General features: G+C 61.0%; 25 protein-coding genes. 8 read left to right on the forward strand and 17 right to left on the reverse strand.

Annotation, left to right across the window (positions count from 1 at the left end; translation table 11 throughout):
- Positions 1-11: 11 nt before the first annotated feature.
- The 6 genes from AC07XZ_RS05015 to AC07XZ_RS05040 form a co-directional block, all read right to left on the reverse strand.
- Positions 12-461, reverse strand: a complete 450-nt coding sequence (locus AC07XZ_RS05015) for a hypothetical protein (protein ID WP_102688056.1) — start codon at positions 459-461, stop codon at positions 12-14.
- A 158-nt stretch (positions 462-619) separates the two neighbouring features.
- On the reverse strand, positions 620-1261 hold the full coding sequence (locus tag AC07XZ_RS05020; protein ID WP_102688057.1) for a DUF1345 domain-containing protein: 642 nt from the start codon (positions 1259-1261) through the stop codon (positions 620-622).
- A gap of 153 nt (positions 1262-1414) precedes the next feature.
- Positions 1415-1888, reverse strand: a complete 474-nt coding sequence (locus tag AC07XZ_RS05025; protein ID WP_102688058.1) for a hypothetical protein — start codon at positions 1886-1888, stop codon at positions 1415-1417.
- Positions 1885-2331: a hypothetical protein gene (locus AC07XZ_RS05030; protein ID WP_102688059.1), complete on the reverse strand. Its 447-nt coding sequence runs from the start codon at positions 2329-2331 to the stop codon at positions 1885-1887. Before AC07XZ_RS05030 ends, AC07XZ_RS05025 begins: the two co-directional genes overlap by 4 nt.
- A 126-nt stretch (positions 2332-2457) precedes the next feature.
- Positions 2458-5556: a multidrug efflux RND transporter permease subunit gene (locus AC07XZ_RS05035; protein WP_102688060.1), complete on the reverse strand. Its 3099-nt coding sequence runs from the start codon at positions 5554-5556 to the stop codon at positions 2458-2460.
- 15 nt (positions 5557-5571) lie between these two features.
- Entirely contained in the window at positions 5572-6729 is a 1158-nt protein-coding gene (locus tag AC07XZ_RS05040) for an efflux RND transporter periplasmic adaptor subunit (RefSeq protein WP_102688061.1), read from the reverse strand.
- Between the two features lie 263 nt (positions 6730-6992).
- Between AC07XZ_RS05040 and AC07XZ_RS05045 the strand changes: the two genes are divergently transcribed.
- Entirely contained in the window at positions 6993-7694 is a 702-nt protein-coding gene (locus AC07XZ_RS05045; protein WP_007960391.1) for a response regulator, read from the forward strand.
- A 4-nt stretch (positions 7695-7698) separates the two neighbouring features.
- Positions 7699-9000 carry an ATP-binding protein gene (locus AC07XZ_RS05050; protein ID WP_085745569.1) on the forward strand — a complete coding sequence of 434 codons (1302 nt, stop codon included), beginning with the start codon at positions 7699-7701 and terminating at the stop codon, positions 8998-9000.
- A 142-nt stretch (positions 9001-9142) separates the two neighbouring features.
- Here AC07XZ_RS05050 and pncA read toward each other — a convergent pair whose 3' ends face one another.
- From pncA to AC07XZ_RS05070, 4 genes are all read right to left on the reverse strand, one after another.
- Positions 9143-9769 carry a bifunctional nicotinamidase/pyrazinamidase gene (gene pncA / locus AC07XZ_RS05055; RefSeq protein WP_102688062.1) on the reverse strand — a complete coding sequence of 209 codons (627 nt, stop codon included), beginning with the start codon at positions 9767-9769 and terminating at the stop codon, positions 9143-9145.
- 50 nt (positions 9770-9819) lie between these two features.
- Positions 9820-10578 carry an anti-sigma factor family protein gene (locus tag AC07XZ_RS05060; RefSeq protein ID WP_102688063.1) on the reverse strand — a complete coding sequence of 253 codons (759 nt, stop codon included), beginning with the start codon at positions 10576-10578 and terminating at the stop codon, positions 9820-9822.
- On the reverse strand, positions 10575-11060 hold the full coding sequence (locus AC07XZ_RS05065) for an RNA polymerase sigma factor (protein WP_139832887.1): 486 nt from the start codon (positions 11058-11060) through the stop codon (positions 10575-10577). The genes AC07XZ_RS05060 and AC07XZ_RS05065 overlap by 4 nt, the downstream gene beginning before the upstream one ends.
- 62 nt (positions 11061-11122) lie before the next feature.
- Complete coding sequence (locus AC07XZ_RS05070; protein ID WP_102688064.1) at positions 11123-11656, reverse strand: tetratricopeptide repeat protein; 534 nt, start codon at positions 11654-11656, stop codon at positions 11123-11125.
- A 158-nt stretch (positions 11657-11814) separates the two neighbouring features.
- Here AC07XZ_RS05070 and AC07XZ_RS05075 point away from each other — a divergent pair, with 158 nt between their 5' ends.
- From AC07XZ_RS05075 to nudC, 3 genes are all read left to right on the forward strand, one after another.
- Positions 11815-12588, forward strand: a complete 774-nt coding sequence (locus AC07XZ_RS05075; protein WP_102688065.1) for a class I SAM-dependent methyltransferase — start codon at positions 11815-11817, stop codon at positions 12586-12588.
- An 82-nt stretch (positions 12589-12670) separates the two neighbouring features.
- On the forward strand, positions 12671-13483 hold the full coding sequence (locus AC07XZ_RS05080; RefSeq protein WP_102688066.1) for a crotonase/enoyl-CoA hydratase family protein: 813 nt from the start codon (positions 12671-12673) through the stop codon (positions 13481-13483).
- Between the two features lie 6 nt (positions 13484-13489).
- Positions 13490-14320, forward strand: a complete 831-nt coding sequence (nudC, locus tag AC07XZ_RS05085) for an NAD(+) diphosphatase (protein WP_085745576.1) — start codon at positions 13490-13492, stop codon at positions 14318-14320.
- Here nudC and AC07XZ_RS05090 read toward each other — a convergent pair.
- Positions 14288-15067, reverse strand: a complete 780-nt coding sequence (locus AC07XZ_RS05090) for a TSUP family transporter (protein WP_007951261.1) — start codon at positions 15065-15067, stop codon at positions 14288-14290. The two genes, nudC and AC07XZ_RS05090, sit on opposite strands and share 33 nt — an antisense overlap.
- A gap of 258 nt (positions 15068-15325) precedes the next feature.
- Between AC07XZ_RS05090 and sfnG the strand changes: the two genes are divergently transcribed.
- Entirely contained in the window at positions 15326-16420 is a 1095-nt protein-coding gene (gene sfnG / locus AC07XZ_RS05095) for a dimethylsulfone monooxygenase SfnG (protein ID WP_102688067.1), read from the forward strand.
- Positions 16421-16462: 42 nt separating this feature from the next.
- Here the strand turns inward: sfnG and AC07XZ_RS05100 are convergent, their stop codons facing one another.
- Together AC07XZ_RS05100 and AC07XZ_RS05105 are read right to left on the reverse strand one after the other, a co-directional pair.
- Positions 16463-16942 (reverse strand): nuclear transport factor 2 family protein, encoded by a 480-nt coding sequence (locus AC07XZ_RS05100; RefSeq protein WP_085745578.1) that lies wholly within the window; start codon positions 16940-16942, stop codon positions 16463-16465.
- Between the two features lie 53 nt (positions 16943-16995).
- Positions 16996-17562 carry a TetR/AcrR family transcriptional regulator gene (locus AC07XZ_RS05105; RefSeq protein ID WP_007951264.1) on the reverse strand — a complete coding sequence of 189 codons (567 nt, stop codon included), beginning with the start codon at positions 17560-17562 and terminating at the stop codon, positions 16996-16998.
- A 256-nt stretch (positions 17563-17818) separates the two neighbouring features.
- Here AC07XZ_RS05105 and pssA point away from each other — a divergent pair, with 256 nt between their 5' ends.
- Entirely contained in the window at positions 17819-19162 is a 1344-nt protein-coding gene (gene pssA, locus AC07XZ_RS05110; protein ID WP_085687126.1) for a CDP-diacylglycerol--serine O-phosphatidyltransferase, read from the forward strand.
- 62 nt (positions 19163-19224) lie between these two features.
- Here the strand turns inward: pssA and efeO (AC07XZ_RS05115) are convergent, their stop codons facing one another.
- Genes efeO (AC07XZ_RS05115) through efeU form a run of 4 tightly spaced genes read right to left on the reverse strand, consistent with a single transcriptional unit; the run spans position 19225 to position 23433 of the window.
- The gene (efeO, locus tag AC07XZ_RS05115) at positions 19225-20049 is read right to left on the reverse strand and encodes an iron uptake system protein EfeO (RefSeq protein ID WP_102688068.1); all 825 of its coding nucleotides are present in this window, start codon (positions 20047-20049) and stop codon (positions 19225-19227) included.
- A gap of 21 nt (positions 20050-20070) precedes the next feature.
- Positions 20071-21369 (reverse strand): iron uptake transporter deferrochelatase/peroxidase subunit, encoded by a 1299-nt coding sequence (efeB, locus tag AC07XZ_RS05120; RefSeq protein WP_102688069.1) that lies wholly within the window; start codon positions 21367-21369, stop codon positions 20071-20073.
- Positions 21370-21385: 16 nt separating this feature from the next.
- Entirely contained in the window at positions 21386-22585 is a 1200-nt protein-coding gene (efeO, locus tag AC07XZ_RS05125) for an iron uptake system protein EfeO (protein WP_102688070.1), read from the reverse strand.
- A gap of 8 nt (positions 22586-22593) precedes the next feature.
- Entirely contained in the window at positions 22594-23433 is an 840-nt protein-coding gene (gene efeU / locus AC07XZ_RS05130; RefSeq protein ID WP_102688071.1) for an iron uptake transporter permease EfeU, read from the reverse strand.
- 179 nt (positions 23434-23612) lie between these two features.
- On the opposite strand from efeU, the gene AC07XZ_RS05135 reads away from it, so the two are divergent.
- Positions 23613-24629: an AraC family transcriptional regulator gene (locus AC07XZ_RS05135; protein ID WP_102688072.1), complete on the forward strand. Its 1017-nt coding sequence runs from the start codon at positions 23613-23615 to the stop codon at positions 24627-24629.
- The last annotated feature ends 123 nt before the right edge of the window (positions 24630-24752 follow it).

Genomic DNA, 24752 nt, shown 5'->3' on the forward strand with positions numbered 1-24752 from the left:
CTGCGGCTGCATCACTTCAAGACTTGAAAACCTCCCTTCAACTGGAAGGTAGTACCATCGGCGTTCTCCAGCGTCACATTGAAATCGGCCGCGACATTCTTTTGATCGCTCGCAGGCTTGATCTCGATGTCACCTGAAATGCCTTCACTGATCGCAGTGCCGTCTTTATAGCTGACGGCTACGTCAGAGCGGCTGGTCAAGACATGTTTCCCGAACGGGAAACCATCGGGGACGATCAGGGTAAGTTCACGTGCCGGGTTTGTTTTGGCTTTCGTGCCCGAAGGTGGCCGATCAATGGCGGTTATCTCTACCGCGTCGATTTTGTCAGGGCCGACCTTTTTGGTTTCAATCAGTCGGGAAGAGGCAGTGAAGTTCGCGACAGGGGCTCCACCGTTGGCGAAAGCTTTTGCGGTCACAAAATTACCGGGGGCAAAACTGGTGCGTCTGATCACAGCGTTCATGAATTGGATCTCCGTTCACTTTGGGGAAGTATCCAAAGGCCATTGGGCCCTAACTCTGGATGCATCATAAAAGCGCGATTCAGGCGATCTGTACACTGTCAGACTTGACAGGTTACAGCCCTTGAAATCTGTGAGCGAATAGCCACTGACGCCAGCCCTCAGCCAAACAATCCGGCGGCGATGTTGATCGAGAAACCCAGAATCGCTGTGTTGAATACGAAACCGATCAGCGACTGCGCCAGCACGATCTTGCGGATCTCCCGCGTGGCCACGCCGACATCCGCCGTCTGCACCGCGACGCCGATGGTGAACGAGAAGTACAGAAAGTCCCAGTAATTGGGCGTCGTCAGGCCTTCGGCAAAGCGCAGCGCCGGCTCTTTGCCGTCCCAGGTGTAAAACAGCCGGGCGTAGTGGACGCAGAAAATCACCCCGATCAGCAGCCATGAGCCAATGACCGTCAGTGCGGTAAAACCGTAGTGCATCAATTTGTGGTGGGTATCCAGATCCTTGCTGCCGACAAGTTCCAGGGTGATGGCCGCCAGGCTGGCCAGCGCCGCAATACACACCACGAACAGCACCAGCCCGGCGTTTTCATCTTCGACGACGGCGATCTGCTTGACGTCCGGCGCCTTGGCCCTGGCGGTGAGCCAGAGCATCAGCGCCAGGTAGGTCCAGACCCCGGCATTCCAGCCGATGAGTATTTTACTGATGACGGAATCGGCGGGTACCAGAAGGCCGACGGCAAGGCCGACCAGAAACGCGACAGAGAGGCGAGGGTGGGTGCGGGCGAGGAAGCGCATGGGCGGCTCTTTGTTGACGGCGTCGAGCAAACCATAGCATGGGTGTGGGTTCTGGCTGGCGCGGAGGACTGCAAAAAGAAACCTTGTGACTCTGTCAGCATCGACAAGAAGCCCAAGGTTTTTATGTTTCAGAAGGATGGGCGGGAAGCTGGATCAGTTATGGATCTGAAGCTTGCCTTTGGAGACTGTCACGGTTTTTGGAACAGCGTCACCGTTCTGGCCGAGGAAGTCGAACTCGGCTTCAATTTGCCCCTTCTCCGAGCCGGCAACAGGGAAGCTGAGAAAGGTGACTGTCCCTTGAATCGCTTTGTAAAAAGGATTGATACCAACCGCGAGTCTTTCCACGAAAACCGCTCTGACCAGACTGACATCCGTATTCAAGTCGTAGGGGGTATTCAAACTGGCGGTTTGCACCACATTCAGAACAATGCTCAGACTCCGTTGAGGACGACTCGGGCCATCAATCCACCATTCTCCCCTGGCTGACCAGGCCTCTTGTTTGAAAAGTTGATCGTATTGAGCCGTGAGGAGAACCGTTTCTGCCGTGTAGCTATTCTTCACTGGCGGCTCCAGGCCATCGACGTCAGCGGTCAAGCTATCTTCGGACACTGGTTGAGCAGCACTCATGGTTTTGCGCTCCCTTGGTCGTTCGGCACCAGATGCAGTTTTCCCTTGACAGTCACTTTCTCTTTTCCATTCTGCGACACCGCAACGAAGTCGAACGTTGCCATGGCTTCATCTTTAGCGGCGTCCACGGTGACAGTGACTGTGCCGCTTTGCGCAAGGAAAGGCGCTTCGACAGAGCTTGATGTACTTTTCCACCAGCTGCCTGACGCTTGGCGATCAGGATCGGCGAAATCGAAGGTCTGGTTTTCCATATCGCCCTTGTTTATGAAATTCAGGGCAATGTTTCTGCGTTCATTCGGCCATTGCACCAACGAGGCCCACCCCTGAAGGGAGCGGCCGATACCCAATGAGTAGAACTTTTCTTCTGCGTTAAAATTCCGGAGTTCGGGATCGCTCGTGGTGGCTGTGAATTTGCCATCTGCATTGCCCTTTACATTCGTCATGAGAAGCTCCTGATTCAAGTCAAACCGCTAAGTCAAACGTGACAGGAGCTAGCCTAAGGTTTTGGAGCAATTGTCGAACCTGTCAACTTTGACAGGTGTAAAAACCGATCGACTTATAGCGAAACTTCATTTTTTGCCGGCCCATCGGGTTACGGCTTTCACCACCACCACAAAAAACACCGGCACAAAAATCACCGCCAACGTCGCGGTAATCATCCCGCCAATCACTCCGGTACCGATCGCCTGCTGGCTCGCCGAACTTGCGCCGGTAGCAATCGCCAGCGGCACCACGCCCAGAATGAACGCCAGCGAAGTCATGACAATCGGCCGCAACCGCAGGCGCGCTGCTTGCAGCGTGGCGTCAATCAGGTCGTGACCTTCGTCATAAAGACTCTTGGCAAACTCGATGATCAGGATCGCGTTCTTCGCCGACAGGCCGATGATGGTGATCAGGCCGACCTTGAAGAACACATCGTTGGGCATCCCGCGCAGCGTGACCGCCAGCACCGCGCCGAGCACACCGAGCGGAACCACCAGCAACACGGAAGTCGGAATCGACCAGCTCTCGTACAACGCCGCCAGGCACAGGAACACGATCAGCAGCGACAGCCCGAGCAGAATCGGCGCCTGACTGCCGGACAAACGTTCCTGCAACGACAGACCAGTCCATTCCTGACCCAGACCTTTCGGGCCCTGGGCCACCAGCCGTTCGATCTCCGCCATGGCTTCGCCAGTGCTGTGGCCGGGTTTCGGTTCGCCGGAAATCGAGATCGCCGGGTAGCCGTTGTAGCGGGTCAGCTGCGCCGGGCCCTGGGTCCATGTGGCTTTGACGAACGCCGACAGGGGCACCATTTTTCCGGCGTCGTTGCGCACATGCATTTTCAGCAGGTCATCGACCTGACTGCGACGGTCACCTTCAGCCTGCACGACAACGCGTTGCATCCGCCCCTGATTGGGGAAGTCGTTGACGTACGAAGAGCCAATGGCGGTGGACAGCACGTTGCCAACATCGGCGAACGAAACCCCCAGGGCGTTGGCCTGCTTGCGGTCCACTTCCAGTTGCACTTGCGGCGCTTCGGCCAGTGCGCTTTCACGCACGTTCATCAGGATCGGGCTTTTCTCGGCGGCTTCCAGCAACTGGGTGCGCGCCTCCATCAAGGTCGCATGGCCGAGGCCGCCGCGATCCTGCAAGCGGAACTCGAAACCGCTGGACGTACCGAGGCCGTCCACCGGCGGCGGCAGCACAGCGAAGGCCACGGCGTCCTTGATCTGGCTCAGGGCGATGTTGGCGCGGTCGGCAATCGAACTTGCGGAGTCGTCGCTGCCGCGATGTGACCAGTCCTTGAGCGTGGTGAACGCCAGCGCGGCGTTCTGCCCGCTGCCGGAGAAGCTGAAACCGAGAATCACCGTGCTGTCGCCAACACCCGGTTCGCCGGCGTTGTGCGCTTCGATCTGCTCGACGACCTGCACCGTACGGTTCTTGCTCGCGCCGGGTGGCAGTTGAATGTCGGTGATGGTGTAACCCTGATCCTCGACCGGCAGGAACGAGGAGGGCAGGCGCGCGAAGCACAGGCCCAGACCCACCAGCAGCACAACGTAAATCAGTAGATAGCGACCGGTGCGTTTCAGTGCGTAACCGACCCAGCCCTGATAACGATCCGTCAATTGTTCGAATCGGCGGTTGAACCAGCCGAAGAACCCGGTTTTCTCGTGATGTTCACCCTTGGCAATCGGCTTGAGCAAAGTGGCGCACAGTGCCGGGGTCAAGGTCAGGGCGAGGAATGCCGAAAACAGGATCGAAGTCGCCATCGACAACGAGAACTGGCGATAGATGACGCCCACCGAGCCCTGCATGAACGCCATCGGAATGAACACCGCCACCAGCACCAGGGTAATGCCGATGATCGCGCCGGTGATCTGGCTCATCGCCTTGCGCGTTGCCTCTTTCGGTGAAAGGCCTTCGGTGGCCATGATCCGTTCGACGTTCTCCACCACCACGATGGCGTCGTCCACCAGAATGCCGATGGCCAGCACCATGCCGAACATGGTCAGCACGTTGATCGAGAACCCCAGCGCAAGCATGGTCGCGAAGGTGCCCATCAGCGCCACCGGCACCACCAGCGTCGGGATCAGGGTGTAGCGGATGTTCTGCAGAAACAGGAACATCACCGCAAACACCAGCAACATGGCTTCGCCGAGGGTGTAGACCACTTTGGTGATCGAGACCTTCACGAATGGCGACGTGTCGTAGGGAATCTTGTATTCCACGCCCGCCGGGAAATAGCGCGACAGTTCATCCATCTTCGCCCGGATCAAAGTGGCGGTGCTGAGCGCGTTGGCGCCCGGCGCCAGTTGCACGCCGACGGCGGTGGACGGCTTGCCGTTCAGACGGGTGCCGAACTGGTATTCCTGGCTGCCGATCTCGACTCGCGCCACATCCTTGATGCGCACAGTGGAGCCGTCCGGGTTGGCCTTGAGCACGATGTCGGCGAACTCTTCCGGCGTCGAAAGCTGACCCTTGACCAGAATCGTCGCGGTGATTTCCTGAGTGCTCGGGTTCGGCAAATCGCCGATGCTACCCGCCGACACTTGGGCGTTCTGCGCGACGATGGCGGCGTTGACGTCGGCCGGCGTCAGGTTGAAACCGATCAGCTTCTGCGGGTCGACCCAGATCCGCATCGCCCGTTCGGCGCCATACAGCTGGGCCTTGCCGACGCCGTCGATGCGCTTGATCTCGTTCATCACGTTGCGCGCCAGGTAATCGCTGAGCGCCACGTCGTCGAGCTTGCCGTCGCTGGAGGTCAAAGTGATCAGCAGCAGGAAACCGGCGGAGACTTTTTCCACCTGCAAGCCTTGTTGATTGACCGCTTGCGGCAGGCGCGACTCGACCACTTTCAGACGGTTTTGCACATCGACCTGCGCCAGTTCCGGGTTGGTGCCCGGCTGGAAAGTGGCTTTGATCGTCGCGCTACCCAGGCTGCTCTGCGATTCGAAATACAGCAGGTGATCGGCGCCGTTGAGCTCTTCCTCGATCAGGCTGACCACGCTTTCGTCGACGGTCTGCGCCGAGGCGCCCGGGTACACGGCATAGATTTCGATCTGCGGCGGCGCGACGTCGGGGTACTGCGCCACCGGCAATTGCGGGATGGCCAGCGCACCGGCCAACAGGATGAACAACGCGACGACCCAGGCGAACACCGGGCGGTCGATAAAGAACTGCGGCATAGAAGAGCGTCCTGCTTACTGACCAGAGGTCTGGGCAAGTGGAAGAGGGGTGTCGTCGATCTGCACCACTTCGCCCGGACGGGCGTGTTGCAGGCCTTCGATGACAATGCGGTCGCCGGCCTTCAGGCCACCTGTGACGATCCAGCGGTCGTTCTGCACAGCGCCAAGCTGAACCGGCTGCTGGGCGACGCGCATCTGATCGTCGATGGTCAGCACTTGCGCCACACCGGCGCTGTCGCGCTGCACCGCGCGTTGCGGCACGGTAAGGCCGTGCTGGATCACGCCTTGTTCCAGACGCACGCGAACGTAGCTGCCGGGCAACAGATCGAGATCCGGGTTGGGGAACTCGCTGCGCAGGATGATCTGACCGGTGCCCGGATCGACGGTGATGTCGCTGAACAGCAGTTTGCCCGGCAACGGATAAAGGCTGCCGTCGTCCTGGATCAGCGTGGCCTTGACCTGATCCTGGCCGACCTGCTGCAACTGGCCGGACCGGAATGCCCGGCGCAGCTCATTGAGTTCGCGGGTCGACTGGGTGAGGTCGGCGTGGATCGGGTTCAGTTGCTGGATCAGCGCCATGGGCGTGGTTTCGTTCTGGCCCACCAGTGCGCCTTCGGTCACCAGCGCGCGACCAACGCGGCCGGAAATCGGCGCGGTGACGGTGGCGTAACCAAGGTTCAACTTCGCGCGCTCGACGGCAGCCTTGTTGGCGGCCACGTCGGCGGCAGTCTGCCGGGCATTGGCGCGGGCGTTGTCGTAATCCTGTGCGCTGATGGCCTTGTCGTCGATCAACTGGGCGTAGCGCTGTTCCTGCAGTTTTGCCTGGAACGCGTTGGCCTCGGCCTTGCGCAGGGCGGCTTCGGCGCTATCGAGGTCAGCCTTGAACGGTGCCGGATCGATGCGGAACAAAACATCGCCCTTTTTCACGTCGCTGCCTTCGCGGTAGGTGCGTTGCAGCACGACGCCGGCGACCCGGGCGCGGACTTCGGCAATGCGCGGCGCGGCAATCCGCCCGCTGAGTTCGCTGCTGATCGACAGGGGGCGCGCCTCAAGGGTTTCGATCCGCACGGTGGCCGGCGGCGCCTGTTCCTCGGCGTTCGAGGATTTATCACAGGCACTCAGCGTCAACGCCAATGCGATCAGGCCGAGCCCGGCCAGCAGATTCTTCGACATGTACAACCCCCAATATTGATCTGCGCATCCTACGGACAGTCGCCGAGGGTAGCGGTGAAGCTTTGTAGGCGCTGTGTGAAATTGTGTAAGGGTTTTGCTCAGGGACGAGTGAGGGCGTATATCCTTTACGCCTTGATATTTATTGCGACAGATAAAGCATCGCGAGCAGGCTCGCTCCCACAAGGGATTGCATTCCAAGTGTGAGAGCGAGCCTGCTCGCGATAGCGGACGATGGGTCGCCACTGTATTTCTGGATCACCTCAATGCCCAACATTCTTCTGGTCGAAGACGACACCGCCCTCGCCGAACTGATCTCCAGTTACCTCGAACGCAACGGTTACTCCGTCAGCGTGATCGGCCGCGGCGACCATGTGCGCGAGCGGGCGCGGCTCAATCCGCCGGATCTGGTGATTCTCGACCTGATGCTGCCGGGCCTGGATGGCTTGCAGGTTTGTCGCCTGTTACGCGCCGACTCTGCAACGCTGCCGATCCTGATGCTCACCGCCCGCGACGACAGCCACGATCAGGTGCTGGGCCTGGAAATGGGCGCCGACGATTACGTCACCAAGCCCTGTGAGCCGCGCGTCCTGCTGGCGCGAGTGCGCACTTTGCTGCGGCGCAGCAGCCTCGGCGAGCCGATGACCGCCAACGACCGGATCCTGATGGGCAATCTGTGCATCGATTTGTCGGAACGCACGGTGACCTGGCGCGAGCAACCGGTCGAGCTGTCCAGCGGCGAATACAACCTGCTGGTGGTGCTGGCCCGTCATGCCGGCGAAGTGCTGAGCCGCGACCAGATCCTGCAACGCCTGCGCGGCATCGAATTCAACGGCACCGACCGCTCGGTGGACGTGGCGATTTCCAAGCTGCGGCGCAAGTTCGACGACCACGCCGGCGAGGCGCGCAAGATCAAGACCGTGTGGGGCAAGGGTTATCTGTTCAGCCGTTCCGAGTGGGAATGCTGATTCGATGTTCAGAATCCTGTTTCGCCTCTATCTGGTGACGATCGTCTCCTACAGCGCGGCGATCTATCTGGTGCCGGATCTGGTGGTGATGGCGTTCAAGCAGCGATTCGTCACCTACAACCTCGACTATTCCCGAGGCCTGCAATCGCTGATCACCAAGCAGTTTCGCGCGGTGCCGCAGGATCAGTGGCCAGCGCTGGCAGCATCGATGGACAAGGATTTTCAACCGCTGCACATCGTGCTCGCCCGTATTGATGACCCTGGCTTCACCGCCATCGAGCAAGAGCGGCTGCGGCGTGGTGAGAACATGGTGCGGGTGGGCGACTGGGGCTGGCGCACGCTGGCGGTCACGCCGCTCAACGACGAAATGGCGGTGCAGATGGTGGTGCCGCCGGATCCGATGGACGTGAACCTGCTGTACTGGAGCATCAACGTGCTGATCGGCGCCAGTCTGCTGGCGTGCCTGTTGCTCTGGTTTCGCCCGCACTGGCGCGATCTGGAACGCCTCAAGGGCACGGCCGAACGTTTCGGCAAGGGCCATTTGAGCGAGCGCACGCAGATTGGCGCAAGCTCCAACATCGGCAGTCTGGCCAATGTGTTCGACACCATGGCCGGCGATATCGAAAACCTGCTCAACCAGCAGCGGGACCTGCTCAACGCCGTGTCCCACGAATTGCGCACGCCGCTGACCCGCCTGGACTTCGGCCTCGCGCTGGCGCTGTCCGATGACTTGCCGCAAGCCAGCCGCGAACGCCTGCAGGGGCTGGTCGCGCACATTCGCGAACTGGATGAATTGGTGCTGGAGTTGCTGTCCTACAGCCGCCTGCAGAATCCGGCGAAGTTGCCGGAGCAGGTCGAAGTGTCGCTGGACGAGTTCATCGACAGCATTCTGGGCAGCGTCGATGAAGAACTGGAATCCCCGGAAATCGTCATCGATGTGCTGCTGCACAATCAGCTGGAACGCTTCTCCCTCGACCCGCGCCTGACGGCCCGCGCGATTCAGAACCTGCTGCGCAACGCCATGCGCTACTGCGAGAAACGCATTCAGATTGGCGTGCAGGTCTGCCCGAAAGGCTGCGAGATCTGGGTCGATGATGACGGCATCGGCATTCCGGAAGACGAGCGGGAGCGGATTTTCGAGCCGTTCTATCGACTGGATCGCAGTCGCGATCGGGCGACCGGCGGGTTTGGCCTGGGGCTGGCGATCAGCCGGCGGGCGCTGGAAGCGCAGGGCGGGACGTTGACGGTGGAGGGTTCGCCATTGGGCGGGGCGCGTTTCAGGCTTTGGCTGCCAACCCCGACCTGATGATCGCTGAGGTCCCACCCAGAGCGCTGATCGTTCCCACGCTCTGCGTGGGAATGCCGCCCAGGACGCTCCGCGTCCTTTGTGACGCAGAGCGTCACCGTATGCATTCCCACGCGGAGCGTGGGAACGATCAGCAAGTCGGTCAAAGCAGTTCAGTGGACTGGATCAACCCAACCCCAGCTACCTGCATCCGCTCGATCGCCGACGCCAGCGAGCCGTTCAAATCAATCGCCCGGCAAGCATCCAGCACCACAAACGCATTGAACCCCGCCGCCCGTGCATCCAGCGCGGAGAACATCACGCAGAAATCCAGCGCCAGGCCAACCATGTACACCGTGTCGACCCCGCGTTCCTTCAGATAACCGGCCAGACCCGTGGTCGTGACGCGATCCGCTTCCAGAAACGCCGAATAGCTGTCGATGTCCGGGTTGCAGCCCTTGCGGATGACCAACTGCGCGTGGGGCAGATCGAGTCCCGAGTGAAACTCGGCACCGCGTGAACCCTGAATGCAATGATCCGGCCACAGCGTCTGCTCACCGTACGGCAGTTGAATCACGTCGTAAGGCTGGCGGCCTGGATGGCTGGAAGCAAACGAAGCATGCCCGGCCGGGTGCCAGTCCTGGGCAATGACCACTTGCTTGAACTGCCCGGCGAGCCGGTTGATCAGCGGAACGATAAGGTCACCTTCGGGCACGGCCAACTGGCCGCCGGGAATGAAGTCGTTCTGCACGTCGATGACCAGCAGGGCTGTGCGTGGAGAAATCGGCATAAATCCATCCTTCGTGGAAAATCACCCGAGCAGCATAGTGACAAAATTCTTTAAACGTTCAGCTGGGTCTTAAACATTTTCGCCATCTCCTCCAGCTCGTAAGCCGGGTGATGGCCGATCAGCATCCAGGCATGTTCGCGTTCGGTCCAGTACACCACGTTCATCCCGTGCCGGCGTTCATGGGCCAGCGGCTGGCTGCCGCTGTTGGTGCGCGTGACGCACAGCGCCAACGGGCCGTGGGTGGCGTCGAGCCAGGTCATCTGGGCGATGGGCACGCCGTCATACTCGAGCAATTGCGCGCGTTTGAACTGTGCGCCCGGCAGTTTCAGTTTCGCCGGCGACAGGCTCACGCCCAGCCGCGCATCGACGGTTCGCAGCTGCGCCAGTTGCGAGGCTTCGTCGGTGGGCAGATGTTCGAGGGTCTGCGGCACATACAGCGCCATGTAATCGCCCACCAGCTCGCGCCAGTTGTGCGATTGCTGCGTTTGCCAGGCCAGGAGCAAGCGGTCCGCCGCGACACCTGCGAGCGCCACGCCCGCTGCCGCCGCGCCGATGAACCAGCGCCGGCTGAAACCGGGCTTCTGCGGTGACGGCGCGGCATCGAGCCGGGCCTGCAAGCGATCAAGCGGTGCCTGTTGCGCCAGTTCGTCGTAGGCAGCCTTGAATGGCAGGTTGCTGCGACTCAGCCATTGCACCCGCAAACTCAGCAGCGGATCGTCGGCGATGAGGCTGTCGAGTTGGCTGCGCTGTTCGCGGTCAAGTTCATCGTCCAGATACGCCACCAGTTGCTCGTCGGAAGGCGCATTCATTGCCGGTCTCCTGCGGGGGTGTTCGGTACCGCTTGCAGCGGCGGGTATTCGGCCAGTTTCAGGCGCGCGGTGGCCAGCCGGCTCATGACCGTGCCGATCGGCACTTGCAGGATCTCGGCGATTTCGCGATAGGACAGGCCTTCGACGTAGGCCAGATAAACCGTTTCGCGCTGGGTTTCCGGCAACGCATCGACCCGGCGGATCACCTGCGCTGCCATCACATGAGTCTGCGCGGCGTATTCACCATCGAATGTCAGCTGGCTTTCGGCATCCGCCACACCCTGGCCCTGGCGCACCCGGCGGGCGCGCACTTCGTTGAGCCAGATCGAATGCAGAATGCTCAGCAGCCAGCGATCCATACGCGTGCCGGCCACGTACTGGCCCGAACGTTCGAGCGCCCGCACGCAGGTGGCTTGCACCAGATCCTCGGCCACGTGCCGATTGCGCGACAGCAGCAATCCGTAGCGCCACAGGCGCGCCAGGTGTTGCCCGAGTTCGGCCCTGAAGGCCTGATCGCTGAAAATGTTCGCCTCCGCGTGTCGTGTCAGGTTTTCGATGAATCGTTGATGGCTTCGGCCAGGTCCCGGTATTCCTCGCAGGTCGTGCCGCAGATCGTCTGGATGTGCTGCAACTGTTCCTGCGCAAAATCGACGCGGCCCTTGATCACATAGGCTTCGCCCAGGTATTCGCGGACTTGCGCGTACTGCGGATCAAGCTTGACCGATTGCAGGTAATATCCGATGCCTTCGTCAGTGCGCCCCAGTTTGCGCGTGGCGTAACCGCGATAGTTGAGGGCCTTGGCGGTGTTCGGTTGTTCCAGCGTGTCGAGCAGGGTCAGGGCTTCTTCATAACGGCCGGCCTTGGCCAGACGGTAGGCGTAATCGGTCCGGTCGGCGTCGGGCACCAGATGGCTGGTCTGCATCACACACTTCTGGGTCTTGGTGTCGAACACCTGGCCTTTGGGGCAGTTGGGCTTCTGTACCGGCGCCTCTTCATCGCCATTGGCGAAGGCGAGGGGGCTCGCGAAAACCGCGGCCACCAGCAACGGGGCGGCGAACATAACGGAACGGATAGTCATGGGCAAGGCTCCACAGGGGGTCATGTTTCACTTTGAACACCGCAGGGTGAAAATTTATTCATTGCTTTGTCAGGCTTTGTTAAAGGAAAGCCCTTTTTCCGGCGCTATGCTCGTCAGCACTCGTTGTCGATCTGCAGTTCTACCATGGGAGTTTGGCCATGAAAGATCAGGTTCACCACTCGGCCGCCAGCGGCTACAAAACCGCTGCCGACACCTACGTCAAAGGCCGGCCCGACTATCCGCCGGCCGTCAGTGAATGGCTGACGGGCACGCTGGGCCTTGATGGCCACAAGACCGTTATCGACCTCGGCGCCGGCACCGGCAAGTTCACCGGACGGCTGGTGGCGACCGGCGCCCAGGTGATCGCCGTGGAACCGGTGGCGCAGATGCTGGAAAAACTGTCGCTGGCCTGGCCGCAGGTGCTGGCCGTCAGCGGTACGGCGACGGATTTGCCGCTGCCCGACGCCTCGGTGGATGCCGTGGTCTGCGCCCAGGCCTTTCACTGGTTTGCCAGCACAGAAGCGCTGGATGAAATCGCCCGGGTCCTTAAACCGGGAGGCAAGCTGGGCCTGATCTGGAACCTGCGCGACACCCGGATCGACTGGGTGCCCAAGCTGGACGCCATCGTCAATGCGCTGGAAGGTGACACACCGCGCTTCTACACCGGCGAATGGCGCAAGGCCTTTCCCCATCCGGCGTTCGGGCCGTTGCAGGCGCAGCACTTTCAGCATGGCCATACCGGCTCGCCGGAGGATGTGATTTTCAACCGGGTGCGCTCCACCAGTTTCATTGCGGCGTTGAGTGACCAACAACGTGCGAAGATCGACGAGCAGATTGCTCAACTGATTGCCGGCGAGCCGCAGTTGCGGGGCAGGGAAGTGGTGACGGTGCCTTACGAGACCGCCGCCTTCGTCGCGGTGAAGAACGGCTAGAGTCCCGCATTTGGCCGAACCGCCCTGCTGATGCCTTGTTATAGTTCGGGCCTCATTTTCAGCCCGGTAAAGGACTTCTGCCATGACTCAATACACCGCCTTCAGCGTCGAACTGGCCGACAATATCGCCCATGTGCAGATCAATCGTCCGGAAAAGATCAACTCGATGAACGCCGCGTTCTGGAGTGAAATCGTCGAGGTGTTCCAGTGGATCGACGACACCGACGAAGTGCGGGTGGTGGTGCTCAGCGGCGCCGGCAAACACTTTTCCTCGGGCATCGACCTGATGATGCTGGCAGGTGTGGCCAATGAACTGGGCAAGGACGTCGGCCGCAATGCGCGCCTGCTGCACAAGAAGATCCTGACCCTGCAAGCATCCTTCAATGCGGTCGACAATTGCCGCAAACCGGTACTCGCGGCGATCCAGGGTTACTGCCTGGGCGGCGCCATCGACCTGATCGGAGCCTGCGACATGCGCTACGCCGCCGAAGACGCGCAATTCTCTATTAAAGAAATCGATATCGGCATGGCGGCTGATGTAGGCACTTTGCAACGGTTGCCACGGATCATCGGTGACGGCATGCTGCGTGAGCTGGCTTACACCGGTCGCACCTTTGGCGCCGAAGAAGCGCGCAGCATCGGTCTGGTCAATCGCGTCTACAGCGACAAGGACAGCCTTATCGAAGGCGTGATGGACATTGCCCGGGACATCGCCGGCAAGTCGCCGATCGCGGTCACCGGCACCAAGGAAATGATCAGCTACATGCGCGACCATCGCATCGACGACGGTCTCGAGTACGTTGCCACCTGGAACGCCGCCATGCTGCAATCCAACGATTTGCGCGTGGCCATGGCCGCCCATATGAGCAAACAGAAACCCGAATTTCTGGATTGAGAAACCATGACATCTCGCTGGACCACTGCAGTACTGGACACCGATCAACCCGGCGGCTGGGCCGTGGCGCGCAGCCCCGAGGGTTTCCTGTTCGATGACAACGGCGCGCTGTTCCCCCGAGAATGGCTCAAGCGCCAGGACTTGTCGATCCTTGCCGAGCACGGTATCGGTCATCTCGATGGCGAGCCGGTGTATCTGCTGGAACTGCGCAGCACCAGCGAGGTGCCGGGTTGCAGCTGGAAAGGCCTGCGGGCGTTCATGCTCGATGGCGATCACACGATCTACAAAGTGCTGGGTTATGCGGCGCAGATTGGTACTTGGGCGCGCGAACACCGTTTCTGCGGCAACTGCGGTCAGGCCATGACCCAGGTGCCGCGGGAGCGGGCGATGTATTGCCAGCCCTGCGATCTGCGCAGTTATCCGCGGATTTCGCCGAGCATGATCGTGCTGGTGACCCGTGGCGATGAAGTGCTGCTGGCGCGTTCACCGCGTTTCGTCACCGGGGTCTACAGCACGCTGGCCGGGTTTGCCGAACCGGGTGAGTCGGCCGAGGATTGCCTGATTCGCGAAGTGCGCGAGGAAGTGCAGATCGAGGTGAAGAACATCCAATACATGGGCAGCCAGTGCTGGCCGTTCCCGCATTCGATGATGCTCGGCTTCCATGCCGAATATGCCGGTGGCGAGATTGTCTGTCAGGAAGACGAGATCGAAGACGCCCAGTGGTTCAACGTGCACGATCTGCCGCCGTTGCCGGCGTCCAAATCGATTGCCCGTTATCTGATCGACGTCTACGTGGCGCGGCGCTTAGGCCACGCTGAACCAGTGCTGCCAGGCTAGACGCACGGTCAACCCCAGCACCACGGTGATGAACACCGGACGAATGAACTTGGCGCCGCCGCTGATCGCGGTGCGCGCCCCGAAGAATGCGCCGACCATCACCGACAGGCCCATGCTCAGGCCGATGATCCAGTCCACCTGCCCGGAAAACACGAACACCGACAGCGCCGCAATGTTGCTGACGAAGTTCATGCTGCGCGCCACGCCGCTGGCCTTGACCAGATCGATCGGGTACAGCAGCAGGCTGCTGACCGTCCAGAACGCGCCAGTGCCGGGGCCGGCTACGCCGTCGTAGAAACCGAGGCTGAAGCCCTGGGTCGATTGCCACTTCTTCTTGATCGGTGCGTCGCTGTCCAGCGGCGCTTTCGGCGTGCCGCCAAACAACAGGTACAGGCCACAGGCGAAGACGATCACCGGCAGCATCTTGTTCAGCCATTCGGCGGGCAGGTAATGGGCGACGACGGCGCCGGTCAGCGCACCGACCAGCGTGCCGACGATGGCGTGCATCCACTGCCGTGGGTGAAACAGCTTGCGTCGGTAGAAGGTGAAACTGGCGGTGGCCGAACCGAAGGTCGAACTCAGTTTATTAGTGCCCAGCACCAGGTGCGGCGGCAGGCCGGCGGTGAGCAACGCAGGCGTGGTCAACAGACCGCCACCGCCGGCGATGGCGTCGATGAATCCGGCAATGAAAGCGACAAGGGCCAGAACGGCCAGGGTGGTGAGGTCAACGCTGAGTTCGAAAGGCATGGAATCGGCTTATTTCGGCAGGGCGCAGAGCTGGGCTGCGGGGAGGGCAGTCATGTTACTCATTTCCGAATGTTGCGGCGACCCATAAGACTCGACCAGCGACGGCTCAACTGTTGCCCACCCAACACGCACCCAACAATTCACCCTCTCACCATGCATGCCGATTTCCGGAGAAACCAATAAAACCGGGTCTCCCGCCGCTGGCACGCTTGCTGCTCTGGCTTACTCACCTTCATCAACTGTCCCGAGGACACGCCAATGAGTCAGCAAGCCGTGAAATTTGCCTACTGGGTGCCGAACGTCAGCGGTGGCCTGGTGGTCAGCAAGATCGAGCAACGCACCGATTGGGGCATCGACTACAACCGCAAACTGGCGCAATTGGCCGAGGCGGCGGGTTTCGAATATGCCCTGACGCAAATCCGCTTCACCGCCGGTTACGGCGCCGAGTTTCAGCATGAATCGGTTGCCTTCAGCCACGCGCTGCTCGCGGCCACCAGCCAACTCAAAGTCATCGCCGCCATCTTGCCCGGCCCGTGGCAACCGGCGCTGGCGGCCAAACAATTGGCGACCATCGATCAACTCACCAACGGCCGGATTGCGGTGAACATCGTCAGCGGCTGGTTCAAGGGCGAATTCCAGGCGATTGGCGAGCATTGGCTGGAGCACGACGAGCGCTATCGTCGTTCTGAAGAGTTCATCCGTTCATTGCGAGGGATCTGGAGTCAGGACAACTTCACCTTCCGTGGCGATTTCTATCGCTTCGACAATTACAGCCTCAAACCGAAACCGCTGGGCCGCCCGGAAATCTTTCAGGGCGGCAGCTCCCGTGCCGCACGTGACATGGCGGCGCGGGTGTCGGATTGGTATTTCACTAACGGCAACAGCGTCGAGGGCATCAAGGCACAGGTCGACGACATTCGCGCCAAAGCGGTGGCAAACCATCATTCAGTAAAAATCGGGGTGAATGCTTTTGTGATCGCCCGAGATACCGAAGAAGAAGCCAAAGCGGTGCTGGCGCAGATCATCGATCAGGCTGACCCGGAAGCGGTGAATGCCTTCGGTGATGCGGCGAAACAGGCGGGCAGGGCGTCGCCGGAAGGTGAGGGCAACTGGGCCAAATCGACCTTTGAAGATCTGGTGCAGTACAACGACGGCTTCAAGACCAACCTGATCGGCACGCCGCAGCAGATTGCCGAGCGCATCGTCGCGTTGAAAGCGGTGGGGGTTGATCTGGTATTGGCGGGGTTCCTGCATTTTCAGGAAGAGGTGGAGTATTTCGGTCAGCGGGTGTTGCCGCTGGTGCGGGAACTTGAGGCTAAAGCGCAATCGGCCCGGACTGCCGAATTCGCCTGAAAATCCCTCCTGCACACTGTGCAGGAGGGATCGGCTACTTAATTACAGACCCAGCTCGGACAATCCCGGATGATCATCCGGGCGCCGGCCCAGCGGCCAGTGGAACTTGCGTTCGCTTTCCTTGATCGGCATGTCGTTGATGCAGGCGTAACGCTGGAACATCAGGCCGTTGTCGTCGAATTCCCAGTTCTCGTTGCCGTAGGAACGGAACCAGTTGCCCGAGTCGTCGTGCCACTCGTAGGCGTAGCGCACGGCGATGCGGGTGTCGGAGTAGGCCCAGAGTTCCTTGATCAGGCGGTAATCCAGTTCCTTGGCCCATTTGCGGGTCAGGAAAGCCTTGGCTTCTTCGCGGTTGTTGGCGAATTCGGCGCGGTTACGCCATTTGGTGTCCAGGGTGTAGGCCAGCGACACGCGCTCCGGGTCGCGGGAGTTCCAGCCATCCTCGGCCAGACGAACTTTTTCAATGGCCGATTCACGGTTGAACGGTGGCAATGGCGGACGAACTTCGGCTGCAGTAGACATGTTTGTCTCCCGATCTATTAACAGTTAAACAACTTGTCAGGCTTATTAAGGCGTTACAGGTCCAATAACTTTCGCGCCATGCATTGCGCATTATCGGCGGCACTGTGATCACCCATCACAAGCGCTACGGTAATGGCACCGTCAATCAGTATCAGCAGCTGTTTGGCCAACAGTTGCGGATCCTCGGCACCATGTTCGGTACACAGCTCGCACAGGTAGTCGAGCAGTTTCTGTTTGTGGTCTTTGGCGACCAGGCGAACCGGATCCTCGGGATCGCCGGTCTCACCGCTGGTGTTGATGAAGGCACAGCCCCGGAAACCTTCCGAGGCGAACCAGCCCTTGAGCACGGTAAACAGGTTGAGCAGCCGATCGGCCGGGGTTTCGGCCTGATCGACGGCGCTTCTGTACCAGTGCATCCAGCGCACGTCTCGTCGTTGCAGGGCGGCGACGGTCAGCTCCTCCTTGTTGGCGAAGTAGCGGTAGATACTCTTTCTGGAAACGCCGGCGGTTTTCACCAGAAGATCCATACCGGTGGCAGCGATGCCACTTTTGTAGATCAACTTTTCGGTGACATCCAGAATGATGTCTCGGGTCGTGTCGTTGCTGGTGATTTCGTTCATGTGGCGAACAGTAGAACGATCGTTCTCCTTGGTCAAGAAGTTATTTTATGATCGCTCTCGCGTTCTACTTGATCGTTCCCGCGCTCTGCGTGGGAATGCCTCAAGGGACGCTCTGCGTTCCAGCTCTGGAAGGGACGCGGAGCGTCCCGGGCTGCGTTACCACGCAGAGCGCGGGAACGATCAATCAGGCGGGAAGACCCGAAGGAGTTGATGGTGTAAGCTCTCGGTTCTTCGGATTCGACCCATTGCGAGCCCTATGCCGTTGCTTTTCAAACGCTCTCTGCTGCCCAAACTGCGCAGCTTTCCGCTGACCGCCGAGGCCGTGACGATCCTGCCCGGCGCCGCCGATTTCCGCCGTTGCCTGCTGGAGAAAATCGCCCAGGCGACCCAGCGCATCTACCTCGTCGCGCTTTATCTGCAAAACGATGAAGCCGGCCAGGAAATCCTCGATGCCTTGCACGCCGCCAAACTCAAGCGTCCCGAGCTTGAAATCGCGGTGGTCGTCGACTGGCTGCGGGCCCAGCGCGGCTTGATCGGTGCCGGCAAACAGCCGGGCAACTCGGCGTGGTATCAGGAAATGACCCGCACCCACCAGAGCGTGGTGCCGGTCTACGGCGTGCCGGTGCAGACCCGCGAGTTGTTCGGCGTGCTGCACCTCAAAGGCTTCGTGATCGACGATTGCGTGGTCTACAGCGGTGCCAGCCTGAACAACGTCTACCTGCACAAGTTCGACAAGTACCGTTTCGACCGTTATCACGTGCTGCAAAGCCGCGAACTGGCGGACTCGATGCACCATCTGGTCAAGCACGGCCTGATCGAATCGAAAGCGGTGCATCGCCTCGACCTGCCGAACCTGCCGACCACCCGCAGCCTGCGCAACGACATCGGCGATCTGCGCAGCCGCCTCAAATACGCGGCGTATGACACCAGTGCCGGCAGCACAGCGCATACCGGTCTGTCGGTCAGTCCGTTGCTCGGCGTGGGCAAGAACAACCCGCTGAACCGGGTGATTCTGGAGCTGATCGCCAGCGCCCAGAAGCAGCTGACCATCTGCACGCCGTACTTCAACCTGCCGCTCGGCGTGATCCGCGAGATCAACCGGGCGCTGGCCCGCGGCGTGAAGATCGACATCGTGGTCGGCGACAAGACCGCCAACGACTTCTACATCCCGCCGACCGAGCCGTTCAAGGTGATCGCCGCGCTGCCGTATCTCTACGAGATCAGCCTGCGCCGTTTCGCCAAGCGTCATCAGCGCAACATCGACAGCGGCCAGTTGAACCTGCATCTGTGGCGTGAAGGCGACAACAGCTATCACCTCAAAGGCATGTGGATCGACCAGCGCTATACGCTGCTGACCGGCAACAACCTCAATCCGCGGGCGTTCCGTCTCGATCTGGAAAACGCCTTGCTGATCGATGACCCGAAAGGCGAGTGGCTCGAGCCGCGCCGTGCGGAGCTGGAGAACATCTTCGTTCACACCACGCGAATCGCACGTTTCCAGGATCTGGAAGCTTTGCCGGATTACCCGGCGGGCGTGGCCAAGTTCCTCAAGCGCGTGAGCCGGGTGCGAGTCGAGCGGTTGCTCTATCGCATTCTCTAAAACCGGCCCACAAAAAATCCCCCGAACGCAGCAAGCGTCCGGGGGATTTTTTATGCGCGGACTCAGTTCAGCCCGAGTTTGCCACGCAATGTCGACAGGTCTTCCGCCAGGGTATTGACCGGGCCGACCAGCGCCTTGCGGTCGTTGTCCTTCACCTTGTCGTAAGTCTCGAAACCACCGTCCTTGGTCTTGTACTTCGCCAGGATCTTGTCCACGGTGGCGAAGTTCTTGTCGACTTTGGCGACGAAGGCCTTGTCCTGTTTCTCGATCTGCGGACGGAACAGGTCGACGATTTTCTTCGCGCCGTCGATGTTGCCCTGGAAGTCGTACAGGTCGGTGTGGCTGTAGCGGTCTTCTTCACCGGAGATCTTGGTTGCGGCGACTTCTTCGAGCAGCGCAGCGGCGCCGCCGACGACTTTTTCCGGCGGGAAGGTCAGGCCGGCGACGCGGGTCTGCAGGTCTTTCACGTCCTTGTTCAGGCCATCGGCCAGGGTGTCGAGATCCTTGGTACTTTTTTCCGAGAACAGCGAGTATTCGATGCGATGGAAGCCGGTGAAGTCTTCGGCTTTCACGCCTTGCTCGTGGTCATCGACGCGGGAGTCAATGGAGGCGTCGAGGTCACTGAACAGCTCGGCGATCGGCTCGATCGACTCGTAATAAACGCGGGTCGGCGCGTAGAGCTTCTGCGCGGTGGCCAGGTCGCCTTTTTTCACCGCGTCGGTGAACTGCTGGGTGTGGCTGGCCAGTTCATCCAGTTGTTCGGTGACGTAGATCTTGTAGTCCGACACCGGCCCCACCAGATCCAGAGGCGCGGTCGCGGCGAACGCCGACAGCGGGGTGTTGAGCAAACCTAGGGTGAGCAATAACGCAAGTGGCGTCTTTTTCATGGGGGCGGCTCCTGTTGAAAGCTATGCAGTTGTTTTTGGTTGAGTAGCGTTGAGCAGCGAGCGACCAATGAAATCCTTGTCGCCCGTGACACCCGGCAGGGTGAAGAAGTAACCGCCGCCGACCGGCTTGAGGTATTCCTCCAGCGGCTCGCCGTTGAGGCGGGTCTGCACGGTGATGAAGCCTTTTTCCAGGTCGGCCTGGTAGCAGATGAACAGCAGGCCCATGTCGAGCTGGCCATTCTTGTTCACGCCGTTGGAGTAGTTGAACGGACGGCGGAGGATCAGGTTGGCCTGGCTCGCGGCGGTGCGCGGGTTGGCCAGGCGGATATGCGCGTCGAGCTTGGTCAGCTTGCCTTCCGGATCCTTGCTGTAATCCGGGACTTCGGTTTCATGGCTGGCGCCCATCGGCGCGCCGGTGGTTTTGACCCGGCCGATGATGCTTTCCTGTTCCTGCAACGGCGTGCGGTCCCAGCGTTCGACGAAGTTGCGGATGATCCGCACCGCCTGATAACTGCCGTGGGCCGCCCAGGCCGGTTCGTCGCTGCCCGGTTGCACCCAGACGATGCGGTCCATGGCCTTGCCGTCGTTGGAATCCGGGTTGGCCGAACCGTCACGGAAACCCAGAAAGTTGCGCGCCGATTGCGCCGGCACACCGGGTTTGGCAGGGGCTTGCGGCGGCACGCTGCCTTCCTGTTTCCAGCGCACCAGCAGCAGGTCCGGCAGGTTTTTCACGATGTCGCGCAGGGCGTGGATGTTGGTGTCGGCGGTGTTGGAGCAGAACTGCAGGCTCAGGTCGCCGTGGCAGCAATCGGCTTCCAGCGCATCGTTAGGGAAACCGACCATGCGCACCAGACGCTTGGGTTTGGCGGACGCGAGGCCGAAGCGCTCGTCGAACAGCGATTCGCCCACCGACACGGTGATGGTCAGGTTGTCCGGTGTCACCACCGGGCCGAGGATGCCGGAGTCCGGCGGCGGCAGCTTCGGATCGATCTGCGCCACCGGGCCGCCCTTCATCAGAAATGAGATGCGCTCGTTGAGGGTGCGGAACAGACGCTCCAGGTCTTCACGGTCGCTGGCCAGCACATCGAACGACACCAGCATGCCGGCCGCCGGACGCGGGGTGACGATGCCGCTCTGGTGCACGCCGTGAAAGTCGTGGTGATCCTGGGTCTTGTCACTGCTCGGCGCTTCGGTGACTTGCGCAGGGGCGGCGGCCATCGCCGGGCAGCTCAACGCCGTGCCGGCCAGTGCGACGCCAGCGGCGCCCATGCCCATCAGTACTCGGCGACGTTGCAGGTTGAAGTGTTCGGAATCGTTCATCGGTATTCGTCTTCTGCTACAGGCCGGAGAGGCCGAGGGCGGGATCAATGGCGTCGAGGGCGTCGGCCAGGGCCTTGGCCTTGTCGGCGATCTGCTTGCGTTGTTCACCGTTGGCGGTGTCGTAACTGGCGTAGCCGTCCTTGACCTTGAAGCCGTTGAGCGTGGTATCGAAATCAGCCAGCGCGCCGTCGATTTTCGGCAGCAGGTCGGCGGCGGATTTGCTCAGCAGCGGGCGCAGCAGTTCGACGACTTTGTGCGCGGTCTCCTGATTGGCCGCGAAGCCGTTGAGATCGCTGTGGCTGTAGCGTTCCTCTTCGCCGCTGGCGGCGCGCACGTCGGCGAGGGTGTTGAGGTTGCGCACGACGATTTCCACCAGTTGCTCCGGCGGCAGCGACTGGGCCAGCAGCTGTTGTTTCAGCGTGGTGACGCTGTCGAGCAAGCCTTGGACAATCGGTCTCAGGCCGTCGAGTTTGCGTTGCTGGAACAGCGCGTATTCGAGACGGTGGAAACCGACGAAGGCCGGATCCTGCTCGCGTTTTTCGAAGTAATCGGCGCGGGCGTTGATGCTGTTGTCCAGCTCCGCCAGACGTTGTGCGGCGGGGGCCAGACGCTGATACGCGGCACGGGCCGGCAAATACAAAGCCTGGGCCTGGGCCAGATCGCCGCTGTCGATGGCTTGATTCAGCGCCGTCACGGCTTTGATCAGCGCGCTGCCCTGGCTGGCCAGATAGACGCGGAACTCCGACAGCGGCCCGACAAAGGCAACCATCGACGGCTTGGCCTTGGCGGCGGCATCCGAAGCGGCGGTCGGCGTCACGTGCAGCGTGCCGCGCGGGTTGCTCAGCAGGCCACAGGTGATGGCGTAGTCGCCGGGTTGCAGGTTGGCGTTGATCACCTGGCTCAGGCCCGGCGCGATGTTCTCGCGTTCTTCGATCACCAGCACGCCGTCGAGGATTTCCCATTCCACCGCCCGGTCGGAGCGGTTGACGATGCGAAAGCTGGCGTGGCCGGCCGGCACCGTCAGGGCGTTCGGCTCGCAACTGTGCGGATGGATGTTCACCACCACTTCGTCATGGTTGTGCTGACGTTTGGCGGCGGCCATTTTCGAGGCGTAGTAGAACAGGCCACCGGCGGCGATCATCACGACCACCGAACCGGCCATCGCCCAGCGCAAGGCGCGGGGAGGCGAGGCCTGAGGAGTATTAGGCTTTGACATGAAGGCCCTTATTGGCTGGAAACGGAAGACGATTGGGCAGCGGGCTTGGGTGCCGGCATGAAGAACATGACCAGCGCCACCAGCAGATAAATCAGGTATGCGCCGAGGGTGCTGACGGTCGGCGCGTCCTGATAACCGAACATGCCGGCCAGCACCGAGCCCAGCGGGCCATCCATCGGCAGCGTCGCGCTGAAGTCGAAGAGCACGGTTTGCAGGTGGTTCCACACCCCGGCTTCATGCAGGGCCTGCACCGAGTTGGCGAGAATCCCGGCGGCGACCACCAGAATGAACAGCCCGGTCCAGCGGAAGAACGCCGACAGGTTCAAACGCATGCTGCCGCTGTAGATCAGGAAGCCGACGATGATCGCCAGAATCAGGCCGAGCAGGGCGCCGATCGGCGCGGCCGGGCCTTCGCTCTGCTGGAACACGGCGAGCAGGAAGAACACGGTTTCCAGACCTTCCCGGGCCACGGCAAAGAACACCATGGCGATCAGCGCGATGACCTGATGTTTCGAAGAAGTCAGCGCATGATCGAGGGACGCTTGCAGCGAATGCTTGATCGAACGCGCCACCTTGCGCATCCAGAACACCATTGAGCTGAGAATCCCCACGGCCACCAGCCCGACCACGCCTTCGAACAGTTCCTGCTGCTTTTGCGGGAATTCGGCGCTGACCAGCTCCAGGCCACCGCCGACCAGCAACGCCAGCGCAGCAGCGAGGAACACTCCGATCCACACCGCCGGCATCCACTGGCCACGGCCGGTCTGTTGCAGGTAGCTGGCGATGATGCCAACGATCAGCGCGGCTTCGATGCCTTCGCGCAACATGATCAAAAAGGGAACGAGCATTCGACGATCACTGTGTAACGAAATGAGGTTACAAGTTGTAACATAATGAAAGTCATTCTCACATGGCATTCATTGACATTTAGCTGAACCGGAGCTGAACGAGTCTGAACATCCACGCCACCGAGTCAGCTGCGCTAAGATGCCCGCCACTCGAACAACAACAGGATTGCGCGCGTTCCATGTCGGAAAAAGACACCATCGCCATTCAACTGGTGCGCGAAGCACTGCTGCAAAGTTGTGCCCCGGGCGTGGCCACGGAAGAAGTCTTGAGCAAGGTCGGGATCGATCCGGCGTTGCTGACCACCGACGACGCCCGCGTCCCGGCCAGCCAGTACGCGCGGTTGTGGCGCCTGTTGGCGCGGCGCGGCGATGACGAGTTCTTCGGCATGGACCCGCGCAAGCTGAAATCCGGCAGCCTGGAATTCCTCTGCCGCAGCGCGATGGCCCAGCCGAACCTGGCCGCTGGGTTGAGCACGGGGTTGAATTTCCTGTCGTTGATGCTTGAGCGTATGCCGGCGCAACTGGTGTACCAGCAGAGTCTGGCGGAGATCGTGCTGCTGGAAGACGATCCGGAACCGCGCCGCGCCTTCACCTATTTCACTTACTGGATGATCGTCCACGGCGTGGCGTGCTGGCTGGCGGGGCGGCGGATTCCGATCCTGGCCATCGAGCTGCGCTGCCCGGCGCCGGATTTCTGCGATGACTATCGGGTGATGTTCTCGGAAAACCTGCGCTTCGACCGGCCGCGCACGCGGATGATCTTCGCCGCCGACGTGCTGGATCTGCCGATCAAACGCAGCGCCGAGGAATTGAAGCGCTTTCTGGCCCATGCCCCGGCCAACATTCTGGTGAAGTACCGCGACCCGGAAAGCCTTGCGAGCCGGATCAAGCAGGATCTGCGGCAATTATCCGCAGATAAGTGGCCGGAAACCGACGCGCTGGCCCAGCAGTTGTGCATGTCGGCCTCGACCCTGCGCCGGCGTCTGGCGGAAGAAGGGCAGACCTATCAGGGCCTCAAGGACAGCGTGCGCAAGGAACTGGCGATTACTTGGCTGGCGGAGCCTTCGATCAGTTTTGCCGAGATCGCCACACGCCTGGGGTTTGCCGATGCGAGTTCGTTCTACAAGGCGTTTCGCAAGTGGTCGGGGACCAATCCTGGGCACTATCGCAGCTTGATTCTCAACGAAGCGGTCTGATCCACCGCTGACTCACCGCCCACCGCCCACCGCCCACCGCCAACTCTCGTTCCCACGCTCTGCGTGGGAATGCAGCCCGGGACGCTCCGCGTCCCTTCCAGAGCTGGAACGCGGAGCGTCCCT

Source organism: Pseudomonas sp. GW458-11-26-14-LB4, from assembly GCF_059423925.1.

Excerpts from the sequence above, each read along its gene's own strand:
- AC07XZ_RS05020 (WP_102688057.1), bottom strand. The coding sequence starts at position 1,261 with ATGCGCTTCCTCGCCCGCACCCACCCTCGCCTCTCTGTCGCGTTTCTG.
- pncA (WP_102688062.1), bottom strand. The coding sequence starts at position 9,769 with ATGCCGATTTCTCCACGCACAGCCCTGCTGGTCATCGACGTGCAGAAC.
- AC07XZ_RS05070 (WP_102688064.1), bottom strand. The coding sequence starts at position 11,656 with ATGACTATCCGTTCCGTTATGTTCGCCGCCCCGTTGCTGGTGGCCGCG.
- sfnG (WP_102688067.1), top strand. The coding sequence starts at position 15,326 with ATGAGTCAGCAAGCCGTGAAATTTGCCTACTGGGTGCCGAACGTCAGC.
- AC07XZ_RS05030 (WP_102688059.1), bottom strand. The coding sequence starts at position 2,331 with ATGACGAATGTAAAGGGCAATGCAGATGGCAAATTCACAGCCACCACG.
- AC07XZ_RS05045 (WP_007960391.1), top strand. The coding sequence starts at position 6,993 with ATGCCCAACATTCTTCTGGTCGAAGACGACACCGCCCTCGCCGAACTG.
- AC07XZ_RS05080 (WP_102688066.1), top strand. The coding sequence starts at position 12,671 with ATGACTCAATACACCGCCTTCAGCGTCGAACTGGCCGACAATATCGCC.
- AC07XZ_RS05015 (WP_102688056.1), bottom strand. The coding sequence starts at position 461 with ATGAACGCTGTGATCAGACGCACCAGTTTTGCCCCCGGTAATTTTGTG.
- AC07XZ_RS05060 (WP_102688063.1), bottom strand. The coding sequence starts at position 10,578 with ATGAATGCGCCTTCCGACGAGCAACTGGTGGCGTATCTGGACGATGAA.
- efeU (WP_102688071.1), bottom strand. The coding sequence starts at position 23,433 with ATGCTCGTTCCCTTTTTGATCATGTTGCGCGAAGGCATCGAAGCCGCG.
- AC07XZ_RS05050 (WP_085745569.1), top strand. The coding sequence starts at position 7,699 with ATGTTCAGAATCCTGTTTCGCCTCTATCTGGTGACGATCGTCTCCTAC.
- AC07XZ_RS05075 (WP_102688065.1), top strand. The coding sequence starts at position 11,815 with ATGAAAGATCAGGTTCACCACTCGGCCGCCAGCGGCTACAAAACCGCT.
- AC07XZ_RS05040 (WP_102688061.1), bottom strand. The coding sequence starts at position 6,729 with ATGTCGAAGAATCTGCTGGCCGGGCTCGGCCTGATCGCATTGGCGTTG.
- AC07XZ_RS05025 (WP_102688058.1), bottom strand. The coding sequence starts at position 1,888 with ATGAGTGCTGCTCAACCAGTGTCCGAAGATAGCTTGACCGCTGACGTC.
- efeO (WP_102688070.1), bottom strand. The coding sequence starts at position 22,585 with ATGTCAAAGCCTAATACTCCTCAGGCCTCGCCTCCCCGCGCCTTGCGC.
- AC07XZ_RS05035 (WP_102688060.1), bottom strand. The coding sequence starts at position 5,556 with ATGCCGCAGTTCTTTATCGACCGCCCGGTGTTCGCCTGGGTCGTCGCG.
- efeO (WP_102688068.1), bottom strand. The coding sequence starts at position 20,049 with ATGAAAAAGACGCCACTTGCGTTATTGCTCACCCTAGGTTTGCTCAAC.
- pssA (WP_085687126.1), top strand. The coding sequence starts at position 17,819 with ATGCCGTTGCTTTTCAAACGCTCTCTGCTGCCCAAACTGCGCAGCTTT.
- efeB (WP_102688069.1), bottom strand. The coding sequence starts at position 21,369 with ATGAACGATTCCGAACACTTCAACCTGCAACGTCGCCGAGTACTGATG.
- AC07XZ_RS05100 (WP_085745578.1), bottom strand. The coding sequence starts at position 16,942 with ATGTCTACTGCAGCCGAAGTTCGTCCGCCATTGCCACCGTTCAACCGT.
- nudC (WP_085745576.1), top strand. The coding sequence starts at position 13,490 with ATGACATCTCGCTGGACCACTGCAGTACTGGACACCGATCAACCCGGC.
- AC07XZ_RS05135 (WP_102688072.1), top strand. The coding sequence starts at position 23,613 with ATGTCGGAAAAAGACACCATCGCCATTCAACTGGTGCGCGAAGCACTG.
- AC07XZ_RS05090 (WP_007951261.1), bottom strand. The coding sequence starts at position 15,067 with ATGCCTTTCGAACTCAGCGTTGACCTCACCACCCTGGCCGTTCTGGCC.
- AC07XZ_RS05105 (WP_007951264.1), bottom strand. The coding sequence starts at position 17,562 with ATGAACGAAATCACCAGCAACGACACGACCCGAGACATCATTCTGGAT.